We start from the raw sequence: 25,869 nt of genomic DNA, 5'->3' as shown, positions 1-25,869 counted from the left end.
GTCTTTCTCTCCATATACCCACTCCATTTACTCTCGACAGCCTTCGGTAGCAAGGGCTTTGTCTTGGTCTGCAGACTCGCCCAACTGTCGCTAGCCTCAATTGGAGTTCGTGAACCTTGGGCCGGAGGTTTGCCGCCGCCTTCCTTCAGATCCCACCTCGCGATGGGCACCCTTGGCTTAAGCTAATGGCTACTGCTACCTTCGCCATTCCGAACTTTCACCGTATAGACAACACCCATACCGGGCGCACATAAGTAAGAGAGACGGCTGCCCAGCCGTCTCTCTTCGGTGAGGTGTATTCAGCTCGATGCCGCTCTACAAGATAAAGCGGCTCAGGTCTTTGTTCACGACAATGGACTTAAGTTTGTCGTCTACGTATTCCGGAGTAATCACGACTTCCTCGAGTGTCACGTCCGGTGCTTCAAACGACAGGTCCTCGAGCACCTTTTCCACCAGCGTGTGGAGGCGCCGGGCTCCGATGTTTTCCGTCTCCCGGTTGACCTGCTCAGCCATTTCGGCAATTTTGCGTATGGCTTCGTCCGTAAACCGGACTCTGATTCCTTCCGTCTCCAGCAACGCCGTGTACTGCTTGAGCAGCGCGTGCTGCGGCTCTTTCAAAATGCGTTCGAAATCGTCCGGCGTCAAGCTGTCTAGTTCCACCCGAATGGGGAAGCGACCCTGGAGCTCCGGAATCAAATCGGACGGCTTCGCGATGTGAAACGCCCCCGCACCAATGAACAGAATGTGGTCCGTTTTGACCGCCCCATACTTGGTCACGACCGTTGATCCCTCGACAATGGGAAGGATATCGCGCTGTACACCCTCGCGGGACACGTCGCGACTATTGGCTTCCCGGCCTGCAATCTTATCCATCTCATCGATGAAGATGATTCCCTGGTTCTCCACGCGATGAACTGCTTCGGCCGTCACCGCATCCATGTCAATCAGCTTTTGCGCTTCCTCCTGCGTCAGCACCTTTCGCGCCTCGCGCACCGTCATTTTGCGCTTTTTCGTCTGCTTCGGTAACAGGTTTCCGAGTGCCTCCTGTAAGTTCCCGAGGCCCTCCGGACCCATTCCAGGCAAAAATCCCAGCATGGCGCTCTGCTGTTCCTCGACATCCACCTCAATCAGCCGATCTTCCAGCTCGCCCATGGCCAGTTGATGAGCAACCCGCTTCCGCTCGCTGCGAACACTCTCCGAAGGGCCAGTTTCGGTACGCCCCATCTGCCCACCGCTAAACAGGAACTCGAACGGATTGCGATTGGCATTCTTCGCGTTCGGATCTGGGACCAGTGCCTCGACGATGCGTTGTTCTGCATGCTCCGTCGCCTGTGCCTTCACTTTTTCGGCGTGCTCGGCCTTCACCATGCGCACGGCGGTCTCCACCAAATCCCGAACCATGGACTCTACGTCGCGTCCAACGTAGCCCACTTCCGTAAATTTCGTGGCTTCCACTTTCAAAAACGGAGCACCCACCAGTTTGCTCAACCGACGTGCAATTTCCGTCTTCCCGACGCCTGTCGGACCAATCATCAAAATGTTTTTCGGCGTCACTTCCTCTTGCAACTCGGGTGGCAGCTTTGCCCGCCGCATCCGGTTGCGCAGCGCGATGGCAACCGCACGCTTGGCCGCCTTCTGTCCAACAATATATTTGTCGAGCTCTTCCACAATCTGACGTGGCGTCAAGTTTGCCTCTGGCATGTCCTTCACCCTTTCATCACAATGCTACACGCGCACATGGCATTTCCAAGCTTTACTCGTCCAACGTCTCCACCACGATGTGGTCGTTTGTGTAGACGCAGATTTCCGACGCTATTGCCAGGGCCTGCTGCGCAATCTCCGCAGGAGCCATCGACGTGTTTCGCGCCAGCGCGCGACCTGCGGCCAGTGCATACGCACCACCGGATCCAATCGCACAAATGCCGTCGTCCGGTTCAATCACTTCACCTGTTCCAGACAGAATGAAGATATGCTGGCGATTCATGACAATCAACATCGCTTCCAGCTTATGTAACACCTTGTCGGATCGCCATTCTTTCGCCAGTTCCACCGCTGCTCGCTGCATGTTACCGTGAAACTCGTCCAATTTCCCTTCGAACTTTTCAAACAGCGTAAAGGCGTCTGCCACGGAGCCGGCAAATCCAGCAATCACCTCGCCGCGATACAGACGCCGCACCTTGCGGGCACCTTGCTTCATAATCATGGAATTGCCGAGCGTCACTTGACCATCTCCAGCCATCGCGCCCTTGCCGTCCTTCAGCACTGCAAAAATCGTGGTGGCGTGCAACTGGTGCGTCATGTGAGCACCTCCTCCTTACTTGTCGTGGTGATCTGGTTTCGATTGCAACGCCGCGCGTGGATGCGCGGACTGATATACGCGAACGAGTCTATCTCGAGTCGTGTGTGTATAAATCTGCGTCGACGACAAACTGGCGTGGCCCAACAGTTCTTGAACAACCCGTAAGTCAGCGCCGCCGTCGAGGAGATGTGTGGCAAAGCTGTGGCGAATGGCGTGTGGACTGATGTGCCCGAGTCCGGCGACTTCCTGGATTCTCTTATCTAAGATTCGGCGTACACTCCTGTCCGTCAGGCGCCCACCACGGCGGTTAATGAAAAGCGCAGGGTGATGAAACTCGGCAAGGGAACGCTGATGCAAATACCTGCGCAAACTATCCAAGGCCGCTTGGCCAACAATCACATAACGTTCCTTGCCGCCTTTTCCGAACACCAACGCTCCGCCCTCTCGCAGGTCTACGTCACTGACATCGAGTGCCACACACTCGCTGACACGAACTCCGGTGGCGTAAATGAACTCTAACAACGCCCGGTCTCGCAGCGACCACAAGTCGTCGCCGCGAATGTGCTCCAACAGCGCCTTCATTTCTTCCTGGTAATAGAAATCCGGCACCTTTTTGTCAAGTTTAGGCATGGTCAGCAACCGCGCCAGGTTGTGCTCGACGTACCCTTCCTTTGCCAGGTAATCGAAAAAGGTCCGATAACAGGACAATCGGCGAGCAATCGACGTTTTCGCCATGCCGCGTTGGACTTCTTGCGCGAGCATGGAACGCAGGTGTACCACACGGACGTCTTGCACGTGGACAATGCCCTGTGCGCGTAGAAACTGAGAAAGCGCCCGCAAATCTCTGCGATACGCCTCGATGGTTCGCGCAGATCCCCCGCGGCCCACCTTGCGCGCCGCTAGGAACATCTCGATGCAATCATCCAGTCGCATCGCTGTTGTCACAGTCCGAATTCCTCCACTGCGCGGGCGAGCTCCGTCAAAGCACGGTCGGCCATCTTCTGAGCCCTCTCCCGCTTGTCTCGAATCCGCTCTGACAACGGGGGCATCAGCCCGAAAGTTGCGTTCATCGGCTGGAAGTTGTCACTGTCTGTGTGCGTGATGTAGTGCGCCAAGCTACCCATCGCGGTGGTCGGTGGCAACACCACTGGGGGTAGGCCGCGCACAAGTCGTCCGGCATTCAAACCTGCCAACAATCCAGCGGCCGCGGACTCCACATACCCCTCAACTCCGGTAATCTGGCCGGCGAAAAACAGTGTGTCCCGGCGCTTCGTCTGGTACGTCGGCAGCAGTGCTGTCGGACTGTTGATATACGTGTTCCGGTGCATGACGCCATAACGCACAAACTCGGCGTTTTCCAGGCCCGGGATCATTCGAAATACCCGCGCCTGTTCCCCCCACTTGAGATGCGTCTGGAACCCCACGATGTTGAACAGCGTCGCGGCCGCGTTGTCCTGGCGGAGCTGAACCACCGCGTACGGACGTTGTCCGGTGCGGGGATTGACAAGTCCAACCGGCTTCATCGGGCCAAACAGCAAGGTTTTGGGACCGCGCGCCGCCATCACTTCGATGGGCATGCACCCCTCAAAGTACTTTTCCTCCTCGAAGTCGTGTAAAGGCGCCGTCTCCGCGGTGACCAAGGCTTGGTAGAACGCGTCGAACTCAGCCTCATTCATCGGACAGTTTAAGTAGGCTGCTTCGCCCTTATTGTATCGCGACGCTAGATACACTTTATCCATGTCGACGGATTCCTTGGTGACAATAGGGGCAGCCGCGTCGTAGAAGTACAGGTATTCTCCGCCGATAAAGGACCGAATGGACTCGGACAGAGCCGGAGACGTGAGCGGTCCAGTGGCGACAATCACAATCCCCTCGTCAGGCAACTGACTGACCTCTTCACGCACAACTTCCACTAACGGATGTTCTTCGAGAGCACGCGTGATATCGCCAGAAAATCCTTCTCTATCCACAGCCAACGCTCCACCCGCAGGTACAGCGTTTTCATCTGCAGACCGGATCACCAGTGAGTCCAGTCGCCTCATCTCTTCCTTCAACAATCCCACCGCATTCGTAATGGCGGCTGCGCGGAGAGAGTTGCTACATACGAGTTCCGCAAAATGCGAGGTGTGATGAGCGGGCGTGCGCTGATTCGGCCGCATCTCGTACAACCGAACCGGGATCCCTTGCCGCGCGACTTGCCAAGCCGCTTCCGAACCGGCCAACCCGGCCCCAATCACGGTTACCTTCAAGCAGAACCACCTCCTTACGAAAGTTTCTTGTTCTACGAAAGTTTCTTGTTCTTTGTTCCTTTGCTGCGTTCTGGGGTAGCGGCATCTGGATGAGCCGATTCGTTGCTGCAAACCAGCTTCACGCCGCCCTTCGCCTTCTTTTCCACCATTGGATGGTAACAAACGGGGCACAACGCCCCCGTGGGCCTATCCCACAGGACGTATTCGCAATCTGGATAACCGCTGCAACCGAAAAACACTTTCCGCTTTCCTCTGCGTTCTACGAGCGGTTTGCTGCAGATGGGGCAATCTACCCCAACTTCCTTGACAATGGGCTTTGTATTCCGGCACTCAGGAAATCCCGGACACGCTAAAAATTTTCCGTAGCGCCCGTGTTTGTACACCATCTTGCGCCCGCACTTTTCACACTCCACGTCCGACTCTTCGTCTGCGATTTGGACGTGCTCTAACGTCGCTTCCGCCTTCTCGAGATCCGCCTCTAACTCTCTGTTGAATTCTTCGAGAAGTTGCACCCAATCCGTTTTTCCTTCCTCAATCAAATCCAGCTGTTTTTCCAGATGTGCCGTAAAATCCACATCAATCAACTGGCGGAAGTTTTGAACCAGTAGATCCACCACAATCTCCCCAAGTTCGGTGGGGAAGAAACGCTTTTGGTCCAGAACGACGTACCCGCGCTTCAGGATGGTTTCCATGGTGGGCGCATATGTACTGGGGCGTCCAATGCCCAATTCTTCCATCGCTTTCACGAGACTGGACTCGCTGTACCGCGGCGGAGGCTCCGTGAAATGCTGTTCTGGGACCACTTCCGGCTCGGGCAAAACTTGCCCTTCTTCAATCGGCGGAAGTAGCTTTTTGTCTTGCTCTTCCGACGGCTGATCATCTGTCCCCTCCGTGTACACAGCCATAAATCCAGGGAACTTCACAACGGACCCCGTCGCACGAAACCAAGCACCGTTCGCCGAGATATCCACCGTTGTCGTGTCGAGCACGGCATGCGCCATTTGGCTAGCCACAAAGCGCTCCCAGATCAGTTTATACAGTCGATACTGATCTCTGGATAGGTGTTCCTTGATGGCTTCCGGCGTGCGCAGCACGGATGTCGGTCGAATGCCTTCGTGGGCGTCTTGAGCGTTGTTTTTGGTGCTAAACTGCCTGGCTTCCTTCGGCACGTAGTTCGCCCCGTAGCGCTCGGCAATGAACTGCCGTGCCTCCGTCTGAGCCGTCTCCGCGATTCGCGTGGAATCGGTACGCATGTACGTGATGAGGCCGACGCTGCCTTCCGCGCCCACATCTAATCCTTCGTAGAGCTGTTGCGCGACGGACATCGTCTTCGACGCCCGAAATCCAAGTTTTCGCGCTGCCTCTTGCTGCAAGCTACTCGTAGTGAACGGCGGACTCGGATTGCGCCGCCGCTCACTCCGCTTCACGCGCTCTACAGCGAAGGGCTGACCGTCAATTTTTTCAAGCAGCGCATCCACTGCCGACCTGTCTGGCAACTCTGTCTTGGTGTTGTCGTAACCGTAGAACCGTGCCTTAAACTTACCCTCCGGCACTTGAAACTGTGCATCAACCGTCCAGTATTCCTGCGGTTCAAACGCCCGAATTTCCCGTTCACGGTCCACGATGAGTCGCACCGCGACGGACTGCACCCGCCCTGCTGACAATCCCTTCTTCACCTTGCGCCAAAGCAACGGACTGAGTCGATATCCCACGAGTCTATCCAGAATACGACGCGTCTGCTGCGCATTGATGAGGTGGTGGTTCAGCTTGCGCGGCTGGTGAAACGCGTCGCGTACTGCGTCCTTCGTGATTTCATGAAACACCACGCGGCAGGCCTCATCCTGGTTCACGTCGAGCAGTGTCGCCAAGTGCCACGCGATGGCTTCGCCTTCGCGGTCAGGGTCGGCCGCCAGAAACACTTTTTTCGCTTTTTTACGAGCATCGCGCAAGGACTTGATGACATCTCCCTTGCCGCGAATGGTGATGTACTTCGGTTCAAAATTCTTCTCTACATCAACGCCGAGTTGACTCTTGGGTAAATCGCGGACGTGGCCCATCGACGCCTTTACCGTATACTTCTTCCCTAGGTACTTTCCAATGGTCTTCGCTTTCGCGGGCGACTCCACGATGACTAAGTACTCGGACAAAGTGTTACCTCCCTATGTTCACGTGCCCTGCAGCCAACCACTATACTGTATGCTCAACCAGTGACTTTCTTTTGCGTTTGTCCAATATGTGAGGGTGTCTCGGTGATTACGCCGACAACGGATTGGTTTGTCGGCACCCCCGCGTTCTACAAATATTATCACCAGACAGTTTTCTTTTGCAAACCGTGGGTTCACGACTTGCGCACATAAGTGCCACTGGCTTGACGTTCTACCCACCCCGCCAATTCCAATTCAAGCAATCCAGCGTACACCTCGTTGACAGGCCGTGTCATTTCTAGCGCCAAGTGAATCGGTGCCTTCGGTTCCACGAGGCTATCATACAGTTCACGCCATCGGTCTGGGATGTCTCTGTTCACTGTGGAACATGTCTTCCCTTGCTCCGCTAGAAAATCTATAGGATCCAACAAAACGTTGGCCCCCTGCTGCAAGAGGCGGTTTGATCCGCGGTGCAACGAGACCGTGATGGGGCCAGGTACAACATAGACGTCTCTGCCTAAATCCAATGCTGCATCCACCGTATGTAAAGCTCCACTCTTCTCTCCTGCCTGAACAACAATCAGAGCCTTGGAAAGGGCAGCAATCAATCGGTTTCGCTGAGGAAATCGATGTTTCGCTACGGGGTCGTCCGGCGGGTACTCGCTGAGGATGAGACCGCCGGATTCGAGAATTTGCGTGTACAATCGCGAGTGGTGTTTGGGATAGCAGACATTGACGCCGCACGCTAAAATCGCTGTGGTTTTTCCGCCAACCGCGAGAGCGCCTTTGTGTGCCACCCCGTCAATGCCTTCTGCCAGCCCCGAAACCACGTTGTACCCGTGCGACGCCAATGTTTCGGCAATCCATTGTGCAGCCTCACGCCCATAGGCAGACATACGCCGCGTTCCAACAATGCTGACGGTGTCCGCAAACGCATGCAGTTCTCCTCTTGCAAACAAGACGATAGGGGGATCGGCCAAGTCCAAGAAGGTGGAGGGATATGCTGCGTCACCTTGCACAATACAGTGAACGCCCGAGTCACGAAGGCCTGGTTCCGCATGAAGTGGGTTACATCGTCTCCGCCATGAAAGAAGGTTGCGTACGGTGACATCCTGTAAGTTACAGGCTGACGTCCACTCCGTGGGATGTGCTGTCCAAACCGCAGTTGCGCTACCAAACGCGCTCAACAAGCGCTTCATGGTCAGAGGCTCCAATCTGGGACAAGCAGCCAAGGCCACCAGATACGCACGTTCTTCCGCATCTTGAGCAGACACCCGCACCGACTGAGCCCTCCTATTCTTAAAACCAATCCGGTTTGATCTTTGCTTATCGTTCCACACGAATCATAGCTTCCGGAGGTCAGTGGGTTCCATGACGCGGAGAAGAAGTTGAAATCCCATAGACGCTTTCGTCCTCCCTGAGTCGGCCCCTGGCGCCTCACGCTAGAGGAATTTCCAAATCGCTCTAATGTAAAAACTTCCCATACCACGCTGCGCGTGATATGGGAAGTCCATTGTCACCGTTTATTCATCTCATGGCACGTTTGGCCAAGATGCGCAGCCAAACCGCTTATTTTATGAGGCAGCGTTCCAACAGGCCGCGCTCTTCGAGCACTTGTGCCAACGTTGCACCAATTTCAGACGGTGTCGGAGCCACGCGAATGCCGCACGCTTCCATTGTCTTGATTTTCGATTCTGCCGTGCCACTGCCGCCGGAGACAATCGCACCAGCGTGCCCCATGCGACGTCCCGGAGGCGCGGTGGCACCCGCGATAAACCCGACAACCGGCTTCTTCATGTTGTCGCGAATCCACTGCGCTGCTTCCTCTTCAGCGGTGCCGCCGATTTCGCCAATCATGACGATAGCTTCCGTATCCGGGTCTTCGTTGAACATTTCCAGAACCTCAATAAACTCTGTGCCTTTCACAGGGTCGCCGCCAATGCCGACAGCCGTCGATTGACCAATGTTGCGAACACTCAACTGATAAGCCGCTTCATACGTCAAGGTACCACTGCGAGACACGACGCCGACTTTACCTGGCGTGAAAATATATCCCGGCATAATCCCGATTTTGCATTCTCCTGGGGTGATGACACCCGGGCAGTTGGGGCCAATCAAGCGCGTGTGACGGCCTTCCATGTACCGCTTGACCTTAATCATGTCAAGCACTGGAATCCCTTCGGTGATACAGATGACAAGATCCAATTCCGCGTCGACCGCTTCCATAATCGCGTCCGCAGCCCCTGCAGGTGGAACGTAAATCACGGACGCATTGGCTCCGGTCTCACGAACCGCTTCTGCGACCGTGTCAAAGACCGGCAGACCCTCAATGGTGGTACCGCCTTTTCCGGGCGCCGTACCCCCCACCATCTTCGTACCGTATTCCAAGCATTGCTTCAGGTGAAACGACCCTGTTTTCCCAGTAATGTTTTGTGTGATGACACGTGTATCTTTGTTAACCAGAATACTCATCGCTATGGTCCCTCCTCAAACCAGCGCCACAATGCGTTGCGCCGCATCGGCGAGTGAGTCTGCTGCTACGATGTTCAATCCCGACTCGTTCAAAATCTTCTTGCCGAGTTCTACGTTCGTGCCTTCCAGACGGACGACAAGCGGTTTGTCGAGCTCGATTTCCTTGGCCGCCGCAACGACGCCGTTCGCAATGACATCGCACTTCATGATGCCGCCAAAGATATTGACCAAAATCCCTTTGACGTTCTCATCCGACAGAATGATTTTGAAGGCCTCACGGATTTGGTCCTGATTGGCCCCGCCGCCAACGTCCAAGAAGTTTGCAGGGGATCCGCCGTAGTACTTGATGGTGTCCATAGTCGCCATCGCGAGACCCGCTCCGTTGACCATGCAGCCAATGTTGCCGTCCAGCGCAATGTAGTTCAAGCCGAACTTGGACGCTTCAACTTCCTTGGGATCTTCTTCGTCAAAGTCGCGCAATTCCTGAATGTCAGGGTGACGGTAGAGCGCGTTGTCGTCGAAGTTCAGTTTCGCGTCGAGGGCCATCACGTCGCCTTCTTTGGTGACGACCAACGGATTGATTTCTGCAACGGAGCAGTCCTTGTCCACAAAGCAGTTGTACAGAGCCGTCATAAATGCGACTGCTTTGTTGACGAGCGCCTTTGGAATATGGATGGAGTAAGCAAGCTTACGCGCTTGGAACGGAAGCAGTCCAACAGCAGGATCAATCGTTTCGCGGAAGATCTTCTCCGGCGTCTTTGCCGCCACTTCCTCGATTTCCATACCGCCCTCTTCAGAGGCCATCATGACGACCCGTCCACTTGCACGATCCACGACCACACCGATGTAGTACTCTTTTTCAATATTTGTTAGTTGTTCAATCAGCAGACGTTTCACAACTTTGCCCTGAGGGCCTGTCTGATGCGTGACCAGCGTTTTACCGAGCAATTCTTTTGCATACTGTTCCACTTCGTCGAGCGACTTGGCCAACTTGACGCCACCAGCCTTGCCGCGGCCACCAGCGTGGATCTGAGCCTTCACGACCCCTTTTCCACCAAGTTCCTTTGCGGCCTCAATGGCTTCTTCGACGGTGAACGCCACTTTCCCGGCCGGCACCGCGACGCCGTACTTGGCGAGTACCGACTTCGCTTGATACTCGTGAATGTTCATGCAGCCGATTCCTCCCACACCATGATCTACATCTTTGGTCATGCGACGGAACGCCTTCAGTGGAAGACGTCGTGGGGATTCCTTCAATCCCCTTTCTAAGAGTCCTGTTATAGGATAAATGACAGGCGTGGCATTTACAACTTTCCATGCGAAAAAGCGGCTGGGTTGGACCCAGCCGCTTGAATTGTAGGGAATCGTTTACATGTCGATTAGGCCAGTTTCACAAGTGCCACGACAAACGACAGTGCCATACAGAGCGCGTACACCGAGAGCGCGCGAAGAGCAAATCTGTCCCGCATGACGTGGAGCACAAGCGCCAACGCACTGCCCACTGTGGCGAAAAACGAGGTAAATATGATGCTCTGCGCCTGCCATGCGAACGGAATGCAACTGAGCAAGGCAGAGACCAGCGCCGCCACCAGGAAAGCGCCATTCAACAGAGCCAACACATACCCGGCCCAAGAACGCGACCCGCGGAAACTTTGTAAACGCTTCTTCGTTCGCCAGGCACGCATGCTGACCACGCGCCCTTTGCCCTTTGTGTGACTGTCTCGTTTGTCACTTCGCAACTTTCCGTTTTGACTTTGCACCGGCGCTCGCCCCCATCACATTGGCTCAGTTTTCATCGTAACGTGTCATACGTCGTTGTGCAATAAGGTGACCGCTTATACTGAAGATTCTGGCTAAAAGAAATAGTTCCTGCTATATATATCGTATTCGTGTCCTCGCAAAATTTGGCACGAGCAATGTACACATGTTTGAAGAGGAGGAGGCGCATGATTGGCACCAGCGTGGGAGCGGTAATGGATGGCCTGGCCGGCATTGTCGTAGCCGTCGAGGCAGACGTCGCGAAGGGTTTGCCGCAATTTCACATTGTGGGACTCCCAGACTCCGCCGTCAACGAATCCAAACTCCGAATCCGATCCGCCATTTGCAATAGTGGACTACCGTTCCCCAACCAACGGATCACCGTGAATTTGTCTCCGGCGAGCATGCGCAAACGCGGCGCCGGCCTGGATTTGGCGATTGCAGTGGCGATATTGCGCGCCGAAGGGTGTATTCCTCCTGACCGAGACCCACCGCTGGCTCTCTGTGGCGAATTAAGTCTGTCTGNCGGCGTTGCACCCGTCCCCGGCCTTGTCAGCCTCGCTTTGGCACTTCGAGCACAACGAGTCACATCCGCTGTCGTCTCCGACCAACAGCGCCACCAATGTGTTCAAATTCCCGATTTCTCGTGGCTCCCGGTTCGTTCCCTGTCCGACGTCGTGCGCGTCCTCTCCACAGCGGACGCCCCAGAACGCTTCGTCGGTTCCTCCTTTCACCAACCAACGAAGGCGGGTGTCGACGTAGATTTTTCCGATGTGTGGGGGATGGATACTGCAAAGCGCATGCTACTTGTGGCTGCAGTGGGAGACCATCACACCCTGCTCGTTGGGCCACCGGGATGCGGTAAGACCATGCTGGCAGAGCGCTTGCACACGATTCTTCCGGATTTATCCCAAGAGGCAGCGCTTGAGGTATTTGCCATCCATCAAATGACCGGGCTCGCGGACTCCCCGACGCTGAGACCTCCTGTCCGTATGCCACACCACAGCCTCACCCCCGCAGGCATGATTGGTGGCGGGGCGATACTGGCCCCTGGCGAAGTCACACTGGCGCACCGCGGCATATTGGTGCTCGACGAACTTCTCGAATTCCAGCGCACCACATTGGACACGCTCCGAGAACCTCTTGTGTACCAGGCCGTGCGACTGACGCGTGTGGGACAATCCCTCGTGCTCCCTGCCGCCTTTCAATTGATTGGGACGTTAAATCCTTGCCCGTGCGGAAACTATGGATTCGGTGAGTGTCGCTGTACACCAACCTCCGTACAAAAATACTGGTCGCGTTTGTCGGGTGCCTTGTTAGATAGGATGGAACTGTTCTTGCACGTGGAGCGCCGAGCAGGAGAAGAAAATCCAAGAGCAACGACGCCTTCGCATACCATGAGACACATTGTCGCAACTGGCCGACAGGAACTCGATGCGCGGATGAAATCGCTACACAAGAGGAAGTCTTTTACATCAGACTTTACAGCAAAGGCTTTAGACACGTGGCGGAAAATTTCCGACAACTGCGACCTTTCAAAGAGAGGCTCACTTGCACTGGTAAAACTCGCGCGAAGCATCAGCGTCGTGGACAGGCAAACGAGCGTGGATGCAGAACACGTCTACGAGGCGTGGGCGCATCGGCCGAAGTCTTTGGTGTAGATGATGGCACAACTGCTTACACAGCTTCCACTGCATGGCGGATATGCTCGACATGCGTCACCGTGCCCTTGCGCACGTATAGGCCAATCACGTCAAACCGCACATCCAATGCTCTGCGCAAGGCCGGTGCAGCACCTGACAAAAATTCAGCCACTGTGCGCCGCAAGCGGCGAACTTTCTGCAGATGGACCGCCTCCAGAGGTGTGCCGTACGCTTGGTTGGACCGCGTCTTGACTTCAACCACAACCAACCAGTCCCCATCGACCGCCACAATATCTAGTTCACCCGACTTGCAACGCCAGTTCGTCGCGTAGATAGACCACCCCAGGGAGCGTTGCAGGTACTGACAGGCAAACGTTTCACCTAATTTTCCAAGCGCTGCGCGACTACCGCCGCCCCTGGTAGACAACGGCCAACACCTCAGCCACCACCGCATACAGTTCCTCTGGGATGACAGACTGCAGTTCCAGGTTCATCAAGGCGTCAACCAGTCCCACGTCTTCACGCACGGACACTTGCGACTGCCTGGCGATGCGCAAAATGGCCTCAGCCACTTCTCCCGCGCCCTTTGCCACCACGCGCGGGGCCATGTCTCTGTGTTGTTCATAACGCAGCGCGACCGCTTTCTTCGCCTTCACGACGACTCTCCTTCCCAGGCGCCGACGGACCATTGATCCAGGCGCCAACCAAGGGTCGACAGCGCCTCCGCGACCCGCGATGAACTCTCCCGGAGGCGCTGCTGCAACGCTTCGTCATCTGTACTGACGTGCACACTCACCGACGGGTATGCGCAGACAAATTGAACGGCAACAGGCTGTCCGTCATAAGGAACCACCAGTCGCAAACGGTGCACCGACTGTCCCTGCTTCCCTGGCCTGGTGTAACGTTCCGCCTCCCAGCGAACACCTGCAGTGCTCCCCTGGCCAGGTGGCAATGGCGCTGGCACCCACAGTCCGCTTCCGCACAGAGGAGCATCTGACGTGCGGGTGACGTTAGCCCATCTATATTCCAACACCATGGACCGAACGGGATCTGATCCGATCTTTTCGACATGCTCGCGTTTTAAGGCATGAAACGACAGGAGCGTCCCTCCATCCGATGAGGTGGCCTGCACCGGCGCATCGTGCAGCAAAGAACCCGGAATGCGCACCGTATCGACTGTGCGGTGCGTTCCGCAACCTGACTCATCGCGTCCCAGAGCACCCGAATCGCGCGGGGTAACAATACGTTTTCGGCGCTCGAAGCGTTGGGAGAATTGCCATCATGCACTGCTGCCTGTTGATCCGCTTCGGTCAGCAGCCGTCGCCACGCCCACTCTGCCTGAACCAATTTTGGACTTTGCAGGATGGCCAACGGCAACACCTGTTCCAGCGGGTGACTTTGCCTGAACTTCTTCCGAGACATTCGAATGAGGCTTTTCTCCGTCTCGGATGACCTTGGCCAGGTCCGAAACGGAGGTCGTGCGCCCCACGTATTGCGGGACTTTGGGTGTCTGAACACGGTGGATGAAGTTGTCCATTAGATGTCCAACCTCGCTTGTAGATACCGCTGCACCGGAGCGAATGACCGACGGTGGCACGCAGTGGGTCCGTGTTCATCCAACGCCTTCAAGTGAACCGGCGTTCCGTACCCCGCGTTCTGCGCAAATCCGTACTGCGGATATATGTCACCGAGTTCCGCCATAAGCCTGTCTCGATGCACCTTTGCGACAATCGACGCGGCTGCGATGCTGAGACACTTGGCATCCCCGTCCACCACGGGAATGCTGGGAATGGCGGGTCCCTCGTACAGCGGGGAGTATGTACCGTCCACCAATGCAAGCGCTACGTCCGTATCGAGCGCGGACAGCGCGCGCGCCATCGCCATTCGCGAGGCATGAAGGATGTTGTATCGGTCAATTTCTTCCACAGACGCCATCCCCACGCCAACCGCCAATGCGTGGCGAACAATGTGGTCATATAGTCGCTCCCGCTTCACGCGGGTCAACGTTTTGGAATCATTCACTTCGGCGAACAATGCTGGATCTGTGCCGAGTATGACTGCCGCAGCTACAACGGGACCGGCTAACGCCCCTCGGCCCGCTTCATCTACACCAGCCCATGTTGACGTGGTTCCCGCTAGAGAACGCTCAAACTCAAACATCTCCAACGCGCGTTCCGATGCGTGCGCCAAATCCGATTGCGTATGGTATCTGGACAATGAAAAACCCCCAGTCTACTGCTACTCACAGTCTACTGGGGATTCTCGAATTTGACCAGAGCGTCCGGTACGCCATCAATCACCATCGGAAGATGCAAAAAGGTGCTCTTCTTCTGGCCATTCCAGCGTGACGCGACCAAGCTTCCCTGTCTGCAGCTCCCGCAAAACGAGTTCGGCCGCCCGCTCCGTGTCGACCATACCGCCGCCGCGCACCATACCGCGCTTTTTTCCAATCGCCTCGAGGAGAGGTTCAACTTCTCCCCAGACAGAGGCGACATCAGACCACGGCGTAGGTGGCAAGACCGGTACGTCGTACCTGTCACGCAACAGCGTGGGATAATGCGTCGAACACCACACGCTGAAGTACGCAAACAACGACTCCTTGTCCAGAATGTCTGATTTGATGGCGCCAGTAATGGCCAAAGTGTGAGCCACGTGGGGATTGTCTAGTTTCGGCCACAGTACCCCTGGCGTGTCGAGCAACTCTACTTGACCCAAGCGAATCCACTGTTGCATTTTGGTGATGCCGGGCCTATCGCCAATCTTCGTCGCCGCTCGACCGGCGAGACGATTGATGAGCGACGACTTGCCGACGTTCGGGATGCCGACCACCATGACTTTCAACGGCCGTGGACGAATGCCTCGTTTCTGGTCCTTTTCCCGCTTCTCTGCCGCGACGCGGTCCAGTGCAGGTAGAATGTTGCGCACGCCGGATCCGGTGCGGGCGTCGACCAACACCACTTCGTGTCCTTCTTCGCGAAATCGAGTCTCCCAAGCCGACGTCTGCGCAGGATCCGCCAGGTCCACTCGAGTCAACACGACCAACTTCGGCTTCTTTTGGATGATGTCGCGCAACATCGGGTTAGAACTGGCATTCGGGATGCGCGCATCCAATACTTCCACTACGGCATCCACCCGGCCTAACGCTTCTGTCATCTCACGGCGCGCCTTCGCCATATGACCGGGAAACCAATGTATAGGTTGCACCGATTGACTCTCCTCACAGTACTTCGCTTCATCGTCCGAGTGCTTCGCCAAACACGAACACTCTATACAACAGCGGGAGACTCAGAGAGTCTCCCGCTCGCGCTGTTATCGAATTTCCTTGATCCGAGCTGCTTTGCCGGACAATCCGCGCAGGTAGTACAGCTTCGCGCGGCGCACCTTACCACGACGCATCACTTCGATTTTTTCAACCTTCGGTGAATGCACCGGGAACGTACGTTCAACACCGACGCCGTAAGAAATCTTTCTTACGGTGTACGTTTCGCTGATGCCGCTTCCGCGACGGCGGATGACGACGCCTTCGAACACCTGAATACGTTCACGCTGACCTTCGCGAACCTTCACGTGCACGCGAACGGTATCGCCAGGGCGGAACTCAGGAATGTCCGAGCGCAGTTGTTCCTCCGTCACTGCTCTAAGCAAATTCATTGAAACGGCCTCCTTCCCACAGGTGTTCATGCCTTCTTGCGTGCAGAGGACCACCGTAATCACACCGAGTCATTGTATCACATACCCTCCGTGCCTCGCAATGCAGATTTCTCGCATTTGCCGCCGTACAAGTCAACCTGCATATAAAACAAAACCCCCATTCGGGGGTTAAGTGGTTGATCCATCTGACACGTCAGGCGCGTCTTTCAATTCATGCCCATTCGCGGCATCCCTGGTTACAGAAGTGAGTGTGCGATTCAACGACTGTACAATTTCCATGTCGCGTACCAAATCTGGTAGTTCCGGCTGTTTCTTCATGACATCATCCCCCTCGATTCGAAGTGCAATCGCGGGTTCCAATTGGATGTCGTACAGTGCGACACACAGACGCCAATCACACTGTAACACTGGTTTTCCTACACGCTTACGGAGTTAGCTGACGGGTTCGGGAGTAGGGTCCCTACGCCAACCGGCGATTCACCCCAAAAGATTGGGTCCTCCGCTTCCATTGGAACTCAGCGATAGTTTACGTAACTCTAATATACTACATACACCAGTGAATGACAATTGGTGCCGGAACTAATTGCCCGCGTTCTCCAGTTGCTGGACCAAATCCTTGGGCAAGGTGACTTCTGCGACGGGCTGATTCATGTCAAAGAAGACGGTGTCCACATCCGCCTCCATGGACCCGACATGCGGCAGTCCACCAACGGACACGGTGGACACCTGTCTCAAGTAGTGATCCGTTTGCCCCACGTAAAACGTGTACTGGATGTCTCCAGTGGTTCCTTCCATCGCGTCGGGAATCCAGTTCGGCTTCACGTTGGCGATGTCGCCAGGAAGTATCGCGCGGTATACGTCGCAGTACTCGTCGTTCACGTACTCCTGTTTCAATTGCACCAGTTTGACACCGCGTTTCGCGGCCGCCTCAATGATGGCTGCATAAGAGGCGTAGGGATTGATGTCGGACAACGCTTGGGTTTGTTTCCAACGTCCGTTGTCATAGTAGTACGCAGCCTTTCCCTGTTGGTAAAACTTCGTGTAGTCGTTGCCCTCGACAAACCCAAAGTTCGCTCTATCCGGAGGGTTGACGCCGCCGTACACGGAATAACTGCTGTGCAGTGACCCCTGTATCAGCGTACCCGTCGTCTTCACCATGTACGTCTTGGCAGCCGATCCGAGGCGCGCGCTGGCTAGGATGGTGTCCCACGTGCTGGCGGGTACCGGTACTCCCTTCTCATCACTGGGTTGGTTGGTCTGCGGTTGAACCGCCGGAGAACATCCCGGCAGGACAAACGCGGCAGCTGCAATCCATATCGCCGCTGCGATGCTGTACTTACGCATGTCGCGCCCTCCTTCCCGCTCTCAGTCGAAGCCACAAGCCCGCGATGATGGTGATACCGAGCAGAACCGATGCTGCCGGAACGACCGGCCAACGATGGCGCTTCAGCACGAACAATTCCCCAGTCCCATAATTGCTCGCCACGATGTACTGGGACCCACCCGGGGCAAATTGAACCGCGTTCACGTTCACCAAGTTGGTTCGGAATACCCTCCAGTTGCGCACCAGCTGTCCGTCGCGGTAAGTGTACGAAGTCAAGTAACGGACAGGAGAATTACGGATGTAGCTTGGATCGTCCGTAATGATTTCTGGCACGGCGTCTCCTGCGAAACGCACGGAGGTCTCAAAACGGAGCGAATCGTTCGTCGCCTGATACAGTTGGCGCCATTGTCCTGACGCTTCCGCCTGCAGAATGATGGCTGGAGACGAGTTCACAAAGATGACGTCGCGCCCAGAATTGTCGATGGGCCCCGTCACAACGTCACTCGGAAGTGGATGCAACGTATCTCCGTGGTAATCCGTGACGACCCGGCGGGTGTCCAAAGACACCACTTCCAAATCGTTGACACCCTGCAGCAAGACCTCGTGCGCACCCGGCGCAGTAAATGACCCGGTCGCAATGACAGAATACGCGTGTACAGGGATGGACACCGGTTGCCCATCGTACATCCCCTTCAGCTTGCCCTGTTCAATGTGCAACGCATCATTCGAAGCCGGCACTTTCAACTGAGTCAACAACGTCTGCCAATCCTGTGTTTCCTGCCGTTCAGTGCTCTCCCCAACCGCGGTCAGCAACGATGGCAGGTACCCCGAATTGTGGACGAGATCCACGAGAACGGTTGGCGACTGCGCTGGCGCCATGTACTGGACCACTTGTCCGTTGTCCACCATCCAGTACCCGCGGATGAACGGGAAGAAGGAAGCTGTAAACGCCATCGGATCCACAGCCGACAGCGAGTCTGTAGGCAACGAGTCCAAGTGAAAATGTCCGCCGGACTGCACAAGCTCTACAAACGCGTATCGGTGCTGCGCGTTTCGCAACAAATTCTCCAGTGAATCTGGGGTGTCTCCCGCTGCTTGCGCGTCATTCTGGATCTGCTTGTCCGTCTCCTGAATGTTTTCGAGTGTCACCACGGCTGTGCCGTGTGAAGTGTGAATAACCTGCAGCGGCAACGCCGTCAGGTCCGAATTCTGCATCGGCAGACGCGCTCGGTATGCGACTTGAAAGTGCGTCAGGAAGGCCCACTCATCGAGCGGAAGCAACCAGTTGAGGATCAGCAAAACCAGCGCTGATCCCAAGAAGTATCGATACTTGAAGCGGGTAAACGCCCAACCAATGATGGTTAACCCGAGTATTGTCACGAGACTCAAAGCGACCTTGGGCAACCATGGTTTTGTGGCAATTTCACCGAGACCGTCGCCCACTAGTAGGCTGAATATGGTAAACCCTATCCACACGCGCCGATACTTGGCTGGCACGGAAATGATCCACAATATGGCGAGCGCGACAATAGCGACTACGCCAAGTAGAGCAAAGTCTGCCACGAGAGGACGGATGATCCAAACGTTGCAGGCATTCACAAACACAGCCCACACGAGAAAGAGCAACCACGTCCATATTTGTTTCTTCGTCATACCTGACCTCCGTCATACGTGGTGGCGTCCGCATCCACCGACGCATTGTCCGATTTCTTGCCAACTCCCCAGATCAGCAACAGCGTCGCGTAGGTGAAGTACGCGAGGGCGTTGGGGGCAAACTCGAACACGTTTTCCATGGAATTGTGAATCAGCATCGCGATAAGTCCAGTGGTTCCGCCGATGAACACATAGCGAACCTTTCCGGACGCGCCGCGAATGGCCTTCGTGAACAACTCCCGAATCAGAGCCAGGTGCATGGTGAGAAACAGCGTCAATCCGACCAAGCCCATCTCGGCTAAGATTTTCGCGTAGTAATTGTCCGAGTAAATGGCCCCGTACGACTGAGAGGCAATGGCCCCACCAAACCGTCCGGTCCCGATGCCGAACAGGGGATTGCTACCCATCTTGTCAAACGCCGTGATCCACCGGAAAATGCGACCGCTCTGCGACGATTTCAACCAGTACACCGGTGACAGCAGGTCACTGATCCGGTGATGAATCGGAGGCAGGAAGTAGAGGACCGCCACAAAGACCACCAACGCAATCAGCAGTCTTCTTTCAAAGAGAACAGCCATGATGAACACGGCGATTCCCAACGCTATCCAAGATGCTCGAGTGAACGTCAGCAACATCGTGAGACCACATAGAGGAACCCCCACGGCGTAGATGACCTTGCGCCACTTGTCCGTTTCATACAACGCCAACCCCGCCAGCAAGGGGGTCATCAGCGCCATGTAGGAACCGAGTTCGTTCGGACTCTGCAGAACACTGTACACGCGGGATCGGACGGTTTCACCCACGTCCGTCCATCCGCGTGGAACAGGCGCTTTTGTCACGTACTGATAAATTCCGTGAATGGAAATCAGAATGGCCAACATGGCACCGGCATGCAGTAATTTCGGTACATCCTCGCGGTCCACGAGGAATGGAATGAGAAATGCAAACAACATGTAATAGACATCCATTTTGAACCCTGCCACGGAAACGGCAAGGCTCGCCATCCCGGCAAACGTCACACCGAGCCCGAGGAGGATGAACCAACCAGCAAATCGATTCCACTGGAACCATTGCGGTCTGTATCCACGTATGTATCGGCTGCAGGCGAGAATCACCATCACCAACAACAGAACCTTGTCCCACACCACGCCAAGCAGATGCAGGGGTCCCGGCGCGTGGCGCAATGCGAAGTCCACCAGCGGAAACGCCACGATTGCGTACATACTCCAGCGAGCCAGCCTTGAATTCTGTAGACCAATTGGGCCTACGCTTGTGTTTGTTTCAACGACTGTCATTGTCTGTCCGTCCAAGTAGCTTCACTCCAGTCCCAAAACTGCCACACATTATACCACAGAGATGTTAGACGCTACTGCAAACCTAGGAAACAAGACGGCAGGCACACTGAATCGCGTGCCTGCCGTACTTTCCACAACATCGTTAGAGCGCTTTTTTAAGGCTGAAGACCGGGACAATTTCACCAACGACGGTCCCTTTATGGTTCGTCAAGCTGGGTTTATGAAAGGAAGCTAGACGCTCGAGGACTTCCGGACTTACCAACTGCGCCTGACGCATGGCTTCCACCACGGTGGGATACGCGGCCCGCGCGTTGCCATCGTCCACTTTTACTGCAAGTCCGATGCCGGTGCCGGGAATACCCGCGCAGTATATTCCCTCCGCGCCGACCTTGCCAACGACAGCACCGTTTCCGGCCTCCATCAGCGATGTGCAAAACCGGTCAGTGCCAGCAACCAAGCGCGGATGCGACATCATGGCGCGGGCAATGCGCCGCACCGCCGATTGCCTGGGCTCGGGCAAATGGGAAGGATCAGCCAACTTCGCAAACGCATGGGCCATTCTTGCCACGGGCAGGCCGAAGACGGGAACGCCGCAGCCATCAATGCCGATGACAATGTCTTCCGCGGCCACTTCGCACATGTCGCTCACAGCCTGCAAAATCAGTTGTTGCACTGGGTGCGACGGGTTCAGATAGTCGTCCAAATCGGCGTCCATATGCTTGGCCATGGCCAACATTGCCGCGTGCTTTCCGGAACAGTTATTGTGCACTGGTGTGGGGGACTGCCCACTGCGCAGAAGTTCCTCATGCGCAGCTGCACTGTACGGTGCGTGGGCACCACACTGAAGTTTGTCCGGAGACAAACCAATCCGGCCCAAAAACGCCAGTACCCGTTCGACGTGAGCCACTTCCCCACTGTGTGACGCACATGCAAGTGCTATCTCTTCATCCGACATCTGAAAGGCATCCGCAGCGCCGCTTTCGACGAGCGGTATCGCTTGCCATGGTTTCGCGGATGACCGCGCAAACGTAACGCGGAACGGATCTCCTACGTACCACAAAATCTTTCCGTGCACATCGACAATCGCCACATCCCCAAAATGTCGACTCTCGACAATGCCACCTCGGCGCACTTCAACCAGCAAATCGCTCATCGTGATCCCTTCATTCGTTCAAGTTTTCTTTGTTTGCGCATCTCATAACGTGCTGGCGCGGTTTCATAATGCCACTTTTCTTCCTCGGTTTCCGGAATCACCGGTGGCACCTGCGTCGGCCTCCCGTCGGACCCTAAAGCGACAAAGGTCAGGTACGACGTCGCCGTCACATTCACTTCACCTGTCATTAGGTTTTCGGACTCTACTTTGACGTACACTTCCATGGACGTATTGTGGGTCCAGGTCACGAATGCCTCCAAGCGAATGGCTTCGCCAATTTTCACGGGTTTTAAAAAATCCAAGCTGTCGCTGGACGCGGTCACAACAGGTTTGCGCGCATGCCTCATGGAAGCGATGCTGGCGATTTTGTCGATATAGGCCATGACGTTTCCGCCGAACACGGTTCCGTGATTATTGGTATCTGGCGGCAGCACCAAATCTGTCATGACGGTACGGGACAAACGCGCAGGTTTACCTTCCATCTCACAGTGACTCCCTTCACACCAAACCACCCAATCGATTGACGCGCACACGCGTTGCCGGATGGATGGTCTCGCATACATCAATGTACACGGGATAGGATAACATACATGACTCTCCGATGCCTCACAGGGAAATGTCCTCTCTGTCCCTACTCACGCAAACGAGTGTAGACATTGGACGGACGCCATGTACTGGTAAGATCTGAAGGACCGTGAACGCGCTCGCTCGTTCACCGGATGATTTCACTTGTTACAAAAATCAGTCGTCCCCCTTCGACCTCGTGGGTGGGACTTTGATGTGCTGCGGTAATCGTTGCCAATGATTTAACTTTGGAGACGGGCTGAACGCCCACTCGCGACGACCTGTGTCCTTGTACATCCCAAAGTGCAGATGTGGCGGGAATTTGCCGCTCGTGCCCGGCGGACCGTAACCCGTGCTGCCAACATAACCGATGACTTGACCAGGTTCCACGACGTCTCCCTGGTGAAGTGGCTTCGCGAAACTGGAAAGGTGCCCGTAGTAGTAATACACGTTGTTCACATCACGGATGCCAAGCCGCCAGCCACCGAACCGATTCCACCCCATCAGTTCCACGTACCCGTGCGCACAGGCCAATACAGGTGTCCCGTTTGCAGCAAAAATATCGACGCCCTCGTGCATGCGGCGCCCTCCATAGCTGCGGCGTGCGCCAAAGGTGTGCTTGACGGTGTAGTTGTATCGCTTTGCAACAGGAAAGCAATATCCTTTTGGATGCAAGCCATATTTCTCAAATATTTTTTGAAATGCAAATATCCTGTCCATTGCCACGGGGTCTTGAAACAGATCCCAGATAGCGGTTTCCACATCTTCCTCACCCGACAGTTCGTCCAGCCACTGCGCGAGCACCGGTATCCGGTCATGTTGATCCCACGGCAACGCCATTCCATCGTGATTGCCATCTATCCCCAGCCCATGGAACAGTTGTATGGTACGCGGGTTGGTATCTTTGGGATTGGGGTTGTCGAGACCTGCCCAAGCCGCGTCTTCAAAGCCAAACCCATATTGTGGGTGCTCCGACTTCGCCTGTTTAGACTTGGTCAAGTCTGCGTAACGGTCAATCGCTGCCAAGAGGGTCCACCGCAGGTCATATTCGTTCGCCGCCATTTCGTACAGCGGACGCAGATCCGTTTGTTTTTCAGCCGCGTCCGACGGTTTGCTCGTCAAAAGAGCAAATCCGCAAAACAGCGACCCTATCAACAGGGCAACATTCCAGCGACGTTTTATCACGTGCATCCACCTCGGACCGGATTTCAACGAAGTATCATGGTTTACCCTGTCCTTCAGCGGTGCGTCCTATTCGGTGCGCACGCCACACTCTGAATGTCGAACACGAAGCACTGCGCCACATGCCGTGTTCCACAACAGGTTGGCCTCACCGACACGGAGAAAGAGGCAGTGCCCAAGGCCTGCCTCCTGTACTGTATTAGGTTCCTCAGTGGTTGCGGGCAAAGCGCTCGCGGCTTTGCTGCCAAACAGGTGCCGATCCGCACTCAATCCAAAGGTCTACTGGGTACAAATCCCGGTCAACTTCGGTCGCTACCCTCCTTGCCTCCGAATAGGTGGTAAACGGTCCTTCTTGATAGGCGCGAACGTCGTCAGCTAAGTAATAGTAGGTCCAGAAGATGTTCGCCCGCAACGCATCACCGAAGCGCCCGGCCAGTTTTGGGTGTTCACCCGAGCCACAAGCACCTCACCCTACTGCTATGTACTTTTCGCCCGTCTCATTCAAACAAAAGACACAATCTTTACAATTCGTTCTTCTATGGACATTTGGCTCGGCAATCCGATGGTGTACGCAAATTGAATGAACCGCGTCACCCAAGAGATTCGTTGTCCAACAGATTCAGATACAATGGAATTGTGACCGGAAAGATGTACACAATGATGGTCCGGTCGTATTAGACGGACCATATCAGATGAAGCGCATTCAGAGCGCGAGCGCCCGGAAAAACCAGCGCAGGAAGGGGATAAACAAGGTTGGTTACCGAACTTGAAATTCTCGTTCGAAGCACGGAAATTGACGTAAATGGGCACGTTAATAACGCGAAATACCTGGAGTACCTGGAGTGGGGACGCGAAGATTGGTACGAACAATGCGGGCTGGATTACGAGACGCTGAAGAACCTCGGCATTGTGACCGTTGTCGCCCATGTCAGCGCCAACTATCGGCGCGAATCAGTGCAAAACGACCGCCTGCGCATTCAGACGCGCCTGAAGGAAGTCGGAAACACGAGTTTTCGGATGCAGCAGTTCATCTACAACCAGCGGGACGAACTGGTGCTCGACGCCGAATTTGTGGTCGTGACGGTGAATCCGGACACGCACCAGAAGGTGCGCGTCCCCGACGAAATTCGGGCGAAGGTCTTCCAACCATAGCCATGCCAGCGTGTGCGTCATTTGAAGTGGTCAATGTTCTCAATATCTTCGGCGCTGTACCCAAGCTGTTTTAGCGTCTTTACGAATTGCGGCGGCAGTGGCGCGTGGAACACCGTTTCGTCTGGGAACGCCAGCCACGCGGCATGCAGCCATTGGTGGTGTTCGCCGCTGCGTGCGCCGCCGCCGTACTTCACATCATTCCAAAGTGGATGCCCGATGTGTGCAAAATGCGCACGGATCTGATGCGTCCGACCGCTAACCAGTTCCACTTTGACCACGCTCGTGTTGCGTGCACATGCCTTTCGCTCATACAGTGTCACCGCTGGCTTTCCGTCTTCAGCTACGAACGTGCGGTTGTTGCCTGTGTCGCGCGCCAGACTGGCGTCAATGCGACCTCGCTCGGGCACCGTACCCTTCACCACGGCCACGTACCACTTGCGTATTCTGTGGTCTTTCAGTTGCTCTGCGAGTTCACGCGTCGCCTCGTGCGTCTTGCCAAACACCACAAGCCCACTCGTGTTTCTATCCAACCGGTTGACAGGCGCTGGCGTGAACACGCGGCTGTGTAACGCATCTTTGTCGTACAAGTACGCCAACACGCGATTCGCAAGCGTATCTTTGTGTTCACCGTGGGCGCCGTGCGTGAGCAACCCAAGTGGCTTGTTCACAATCAACATGCGTTCATCTTCATATATCACATCGATGTCACGGGACACGCCGTGAAACTTTTTTGGTGCCTTGCTGACTTGGGCGAAGTCAGATTCCGCCATATACAGGCGGACCACGTCGCCCATCGCAAGGATTTCCTCTGCTTTCGCCCGCTTGCCGTTCCGTTTTACGCGGCCGGTGCGAATCATTTTGTGGATCCCAGACAACGGTACACCCGGCAGCAACTGGCGAACGAAACGTTGAACTTTTTTGCCTGCCTCCGCAGGTCCTATCGAAAACTCCAGCACGACATGTTCCTCCTGCACTAGCCATTCCTGAAACTGTAGCAGCTTGATTCAGAACGTATTTCCATCTTGGTTAGCACATTTGCGACGTAGTATTACGCACAGACACAGTAGCACACGGTTGCCAAAAACGAAAGGAGGAACACCAGTAATCTGCCCTCGTTCCTGCGCGCTAGACTTCACAACCCCAAGATAGGTGCTAACGCCCCGTTACACAAAAGAGCCCAGTGCATGTAGCACTGAGCTCTTCTGCTCTCTTGCCTGGCGGCGTCCTACTTTCCCAGGGGCTCCCGCCCCAAGTATCATCGGCGCTGGAGGTCTTAACGGTCGTGTTCGGGATGGGTACGCGTGTTTCCCCTCCGCCATTGCCACCAGAC

General features: G+C 55.4%; 27 protein-coding genes, 1 rRNA gene and 1 riboswitch. Of the genes, 2 read left to right on the top strand and 26 right to left on the bottom strand.

Features of this window, described 5'->3' with window-relative positions; translation table 11 throughout:
• Positions 1 to 315 precede the first annotated feature (315 nt).
• The 9 genes from hslU to YWK_RS0115985 all read right to left on the bottom strand — a co-directional run bounded on the left by hslU (position 316) and on the right by YWK_RS0115985 (position 10,924).
• Entirely contained in the window at positions 316 to 1,701 is a 1,386-nt protein-coding gene (gene hslU, locus YWK_RS0116025) for an ATP-dependent protease ATPase subunit HslU (protein ID WP_026965600.1), read from the bottom strand.
• Between the two features lie 52 nt (positions 1,702 to 1,753).
• Positions 1,754 to 2,299, bottom strand: a complete 546-nt coding sequence (gene hslV, locus YWK_RS0116020; protein WP_026965599.1) for an ATP-dependent protease subunit HslV — start codon at positions 2,297 to 2,299, stop codon at positions 1,754 to 1,756.
• A 15-nt stretch (positions 2,300 to 2,314) separates the two neighbouring features.
• Positions 2,315 to 3,244, bottom strand: a complete 930-nt coding sequence (locus tag YWK_RS0116015; protein ID WP_281172265.1) for a tyrosine recombinase XerC — start codon at positions 3,242 to 3,244, stop codon at positions 2,315 to 2,317.
• The gene (gene trmFO, locus YWK_RS0116010; RefSeq protein ID WP_026965597.1) at positions 3,241 to 4,548 is read right to left on the bottom strand and encodes an FADH(2)-oxidizing methylenetetrahydrofolate--tRNA-(uracil(54)-C(5))-methyltransferase TrmFO; all 1,308 of its coding nucleotides are present in this window, start codon (positions 4,546 to 4,548) and stop codon (positions 3,241 to 3,243) included. The genes YWK_RS0116015 and trmFO overlap by 4 nt, the downstream gene beginning before the upstream one ends.
• A 32-nt stretch (positions 4,549 to 4,580) precedes the next feature.
• Entirely contained in the window at positions 4,581 to 6,695 is a 2,115-nt protein-coding gene (topA, locus tag YWK_RS0116005) for a type I DNA topoisomerase (protein ID WP_026965596.1), read from the bottom strand.
• Positions 6,696 to 6,886: 191 nt separating this feature from the next.
• Positions 6,887 to 7,972 carry a DNA-processing protein DprA gene (gene dprA / locus YWK_RS0116000; RefSeq protein ID WP_051375678.1) on the bottom strand — a complete coding sequence of 362 codons (1,086 nt, stop codon included), beginning with the start codon at positions 7,970 to 7,972 and terminating at the stop codon, positions 6,887 to 6,889.
• 289 nt (positions 7,973 to 8,261) lie between these two features.
• Positions 8,262 to 9,164: a succinate--CoA ligase subunit alpha gene (sucD, locus tag YWK_RS0115995; protein WP_026965594.1), complete on the bottom strand. Its 903-nt coding sequence runs from the start codon at positions 9,162 to 9,164 to the stop codon at positions 8,262 to 8,264.
• A 15-nt stretch (positions 9,165 to 9,179) separates the two neighbouring features.
• Positions 9,180 to 10,334 carry an ADP-forming succinate--CoA ligase subunit beta gene (sucC, locus tag YWK_RS0115990; RefSeq protein WP_026965593.1) on the bottom strand — a complete coding sequence of 385 codons (1,155 nt, stop codon included), beginning with the start codon at positions 10,332 to 10,334 and terminating at the stop codon, positions 9,180 to 9,182.
• A gap of 209 nt (positions 10,335 to 10,543) precedes the next feature.
• Positions 10,544 to 10,924 (bottom strand): hypothetical protein, encoded by a 381-nt coding sequence (locus YWK_RS0115985; RefSeq protein ID WP_026965592.1) that lies wholly within the window; start codon positions 10,922 to 10,924, stop codon positions 10,544 to 10,546.
• Between the two features lie 156 nt (positions 10,925 to 11,080).
• On the opposite strand from YWK_RS0115985, the gene YWK_RS0115980 reads away from it, so the two are divergent.
• Entirely contained in the window at positions 11,081 to 12,583 is a 1,503-nt protein-coding gene (locus tag YWK_RS0115980; RefSeq protein WP_084453789.1) for a YifB family Mg chelatase-like AAA ATPase, read from the top strand.
• A 16-nt stretch (positions 12,584 to 12,599) separates the two neighbouring features.
• On the opposite strand, the gene YWK_RS0115975 is transcribed toward YWK_RS0115980, so the two are convergent.
• From YWK_RS0115975 to YWK_RS21965, 15 genes are all read right to left on the bottom strand, one after another.
• Positions 12,600 to 12,992: a YraN family protein gene (locus YWK_RS0115975; protein ID WP_026965590.1), complete on the bottom strand. Its 393-nt coding sequence runs from the start codon at positions 12,990 to 12,992 to the stop codon at positions 12,600 to 12,602.
• Entirely contained in the window at positions 12,970 to 13,221 is a 252-nt protein-coding gene (locus YWK_RS0115970; protein ID WP_245578645.1) for an EscU/YscU/HrcU family type III secretion system export apparatus switch protein, read from the bottom strand. Before YWK_RS0115970 ends, YWK_RS0115975 begins: the two co-directional genes overlap by 23 nt.
• Positions 13,218 to 13,529 carry a hypothetical protein gene (locus tag YWK_RS21975; RefSeq protein WP_156909183.1) on the bottom strand — a complete coding sequence of 104 codons (312 nt, stop codon included), beginning with the start codon at positions 13,527 to 13,529 and terminating at the stop codon, positions 13,218 to 13,220. Before YWK_RS21975 ends, YWK_RS0115970 begins: the two co-directional genes overlap by 4 nt.
• 315 nt (positions 13,530 to 13,844) lie before the next feature.
• Positions 13,845 to 14,102, bottom strand: a complete 258-nt coding sequence (locus YWK_RS0115960; RefSeq protein ID WP_026965587.1) for a hypothetical protein — start codon at positions 14,100 to 14,102, stop codon at positions 13,845 to 13,847.
• Positions 14,102 to 14,782 carry a ribonuclease HII gene (locus YWK_RS20335; RefSeq protein ID WP_245578644.1) on the bottom strand — a complete coding sequence of 227 codons (681 nt, stop codon included), beginning with the start codon at positions 14,780 to 14,782 and terminating at the stop codon, positions 14,102 to 14,104. Before YWK_RS20335 ends, YWK_RS0115960 begins: the two co-directional genes overlap by 1 nt.
• A gap of 75 nt (positions 14,783 to 14,857) precedes the next feature.
• Positions 14,858 to 15,769, bottom strand: coding sequence for a ribosome biogenesis GTPase YlqF (gene ylqF, locus YWK_RS0115950; RefSeq protein ID WP_026965586.1), 912 nt, complete (start codon positions 15,767 to 15,769; stop codon positions 14,858 to 14,860).
• Between the two features lie 105 nt (positions 15,770 to 15,874).
• Positions 15,875 to 16,216, bottom strand: a complete 342-nt coding sequence (gene rplS, locus YWK_RS0115945; RefSeq protein WP_026965585.1) for a 50S ribosomal protein L19 — start codon at positions 16,214 to 16,216, stop codon at positions 15,875 to 15,877.
• Positions 16,217 to 16,384: 168 nt separating this feature from the next.
• A complete protein-coding gene (locus YWK_RS21970) occupies positions 16,385 to 16,534 on the bottom strand; it encodes a hypothetical protein (protein ID WP_156909182.1) in 150 nt (49 codons plus the stop codon).
• 88 nt (positions 16,535 to 16,622) lie between these two features.
• Positions 16,623 to 16,747, bottom strand: a riboswitch (cyclic di-AMP (ydaO/yuaA leader).
• A gap of 48 nt (positions 16,748 to 16,795) precedes the next feature.
• Positions 16,796 to 17,560 carry a hypothetical protein gene (locus tag YWK_RS0115935; protein ID WP_026965583.1) on the bottom strand — a complete coding sequence of 255 codons (765 nt, stop codon included), beginning with the start codon at positions 17,558 to 17,560 and terminating at the stop codon, positions 16,796 to 16,798.
• Entirely contained in the window at positions 17,553 to 19,193 is a 1,641-nt protein-coding gene (locus tag YWK_RS0115930; protein ID WP_026965582.1) for a hypothetical protein, read from the bottom strand. The genes YWK_RS0115935 and YWK_RS0115930 overlap by 8 nt, the downstream gene beginning before the upstream one ends.
• Entirely contained in the window at positions 19,190 to 20,416 is a 1,227-nt protein-coding gene (locus YWK_RS20330; protein ID WP_211231419.1) for an O-antigen ligase family protein, read from the bottom strand. Before YWK_RS20330 ends, YWK_RS0115930 begins: the two co-directional genes overlap by 4 nt.
• A gap of 214 nt (positions 20,417 to 20,630) precedes the next feature.
• Positions 20,631 to 21,641: an asparaginase gene (locus YWK_RS0115920; protein ID WP_026965581.1), complete on the bottom strand. Its 1,011-nt coding sequence runs from the start codon at positions 21,639 to 21,641 to the stop codon at positions 20,631 to 20,633.
• Positions 21,638 to 22,123 carry an acyl-CoA thioesterase gene (locus YWK_RS0115915; protein WP_026965580.1) on the bottom strand — a complete coding sequence of 162 codons (486 nt, stop codon included), beginning with the start codon at positions 22,121 to 22,123 and terminating at the stop codon, positions 21,638 to 21,640. The genes YWK_RS0115920 and YWK_RS0115915 overlap by 4 nt, the downstream gene beginning before the upstream one ends.
• Positions 22,124 to 22,382: 259 nt before the next feature.
• On the bottom strand, positions 22,383 to 23,390 hold the full coding sequence (locus YWK_RS20325) for a M23 family metallopeptidase (protein ID WP_245578643.1): 1,008 nt from the start codon (positions 23,388 to 23,390) through the stop codon (positions 22,383 to 22,385).
• 205 nt (positions 23,391 to 23,595) lie between these two features.
• Entirely contained in the window at positions 23,596 to 23,799 is a 204-nt protein-coding gene (locus YWK_RS21965) for a hypothetical protein (protein WP_156909181.1), read from the bottom strand.
• A gap of 341 nt (positions 23,800 to 24,140) precedes the next feature.
• Between YWK_RS21965 and YWK_RS0115900 the strand changes: the two genes are divergently transcribed.
• Positions 24,141 to 24,539, top strand: a complete 399-nt coding sequence (locus YWK_RS0115900; RefSeq protein WP_026965579.1) for an acyl-CoA thioesterase — start codon at positions 24,141 to 24,143, stop codon at positions 24,537 to 24,539.
• A 17-nt stretch (positions 24,540 to 24,556) separates the two neighbouring features.
• Here the strand turns inward: YWK_RS0115900 and YWK_RS0115895 are convergent, their stop codons facing one another.
• Together YWK_RS0115895 and rrf are read right to left on the bottom strand one after the other, a co-directional pair.
• Positions 24,557 to 25,495, bottom strand: coding sequence for an RluA family pseudouridine synthase (locus YWK_RS0115895; protein ID WP_026965578.1), 939 nt, complete (start codon positions 25,493 to 25,495; stop codon positions 24,557 to 24,559).
• A gap of 256 nt (positions 25,496 to 25,751) precedes the next feature.
• Positions 25,752 to 25,868: ribosomal RNA gene (gene rrf / locus YWK_RS0115890) — 5S ribosomal RNA — on the bottom strand.
• Position 25,869 lies beyond the last annotated feature (1 nt).

The sequence above is a fragment of the Alicyclobacillus pomorum DSM 14955 genome (assembly GCF_000472905.1).
Lineage (GTDB): Bacteria > Bacillota > Bacilli > Alicyclobacillales > Alicyclobacillaceae > Alicyclobacillus_A > Alicyclobacillus_A pomorum.
This window is presented reverse-complemented; position numbering and strand designations above follow the sequence as displayed.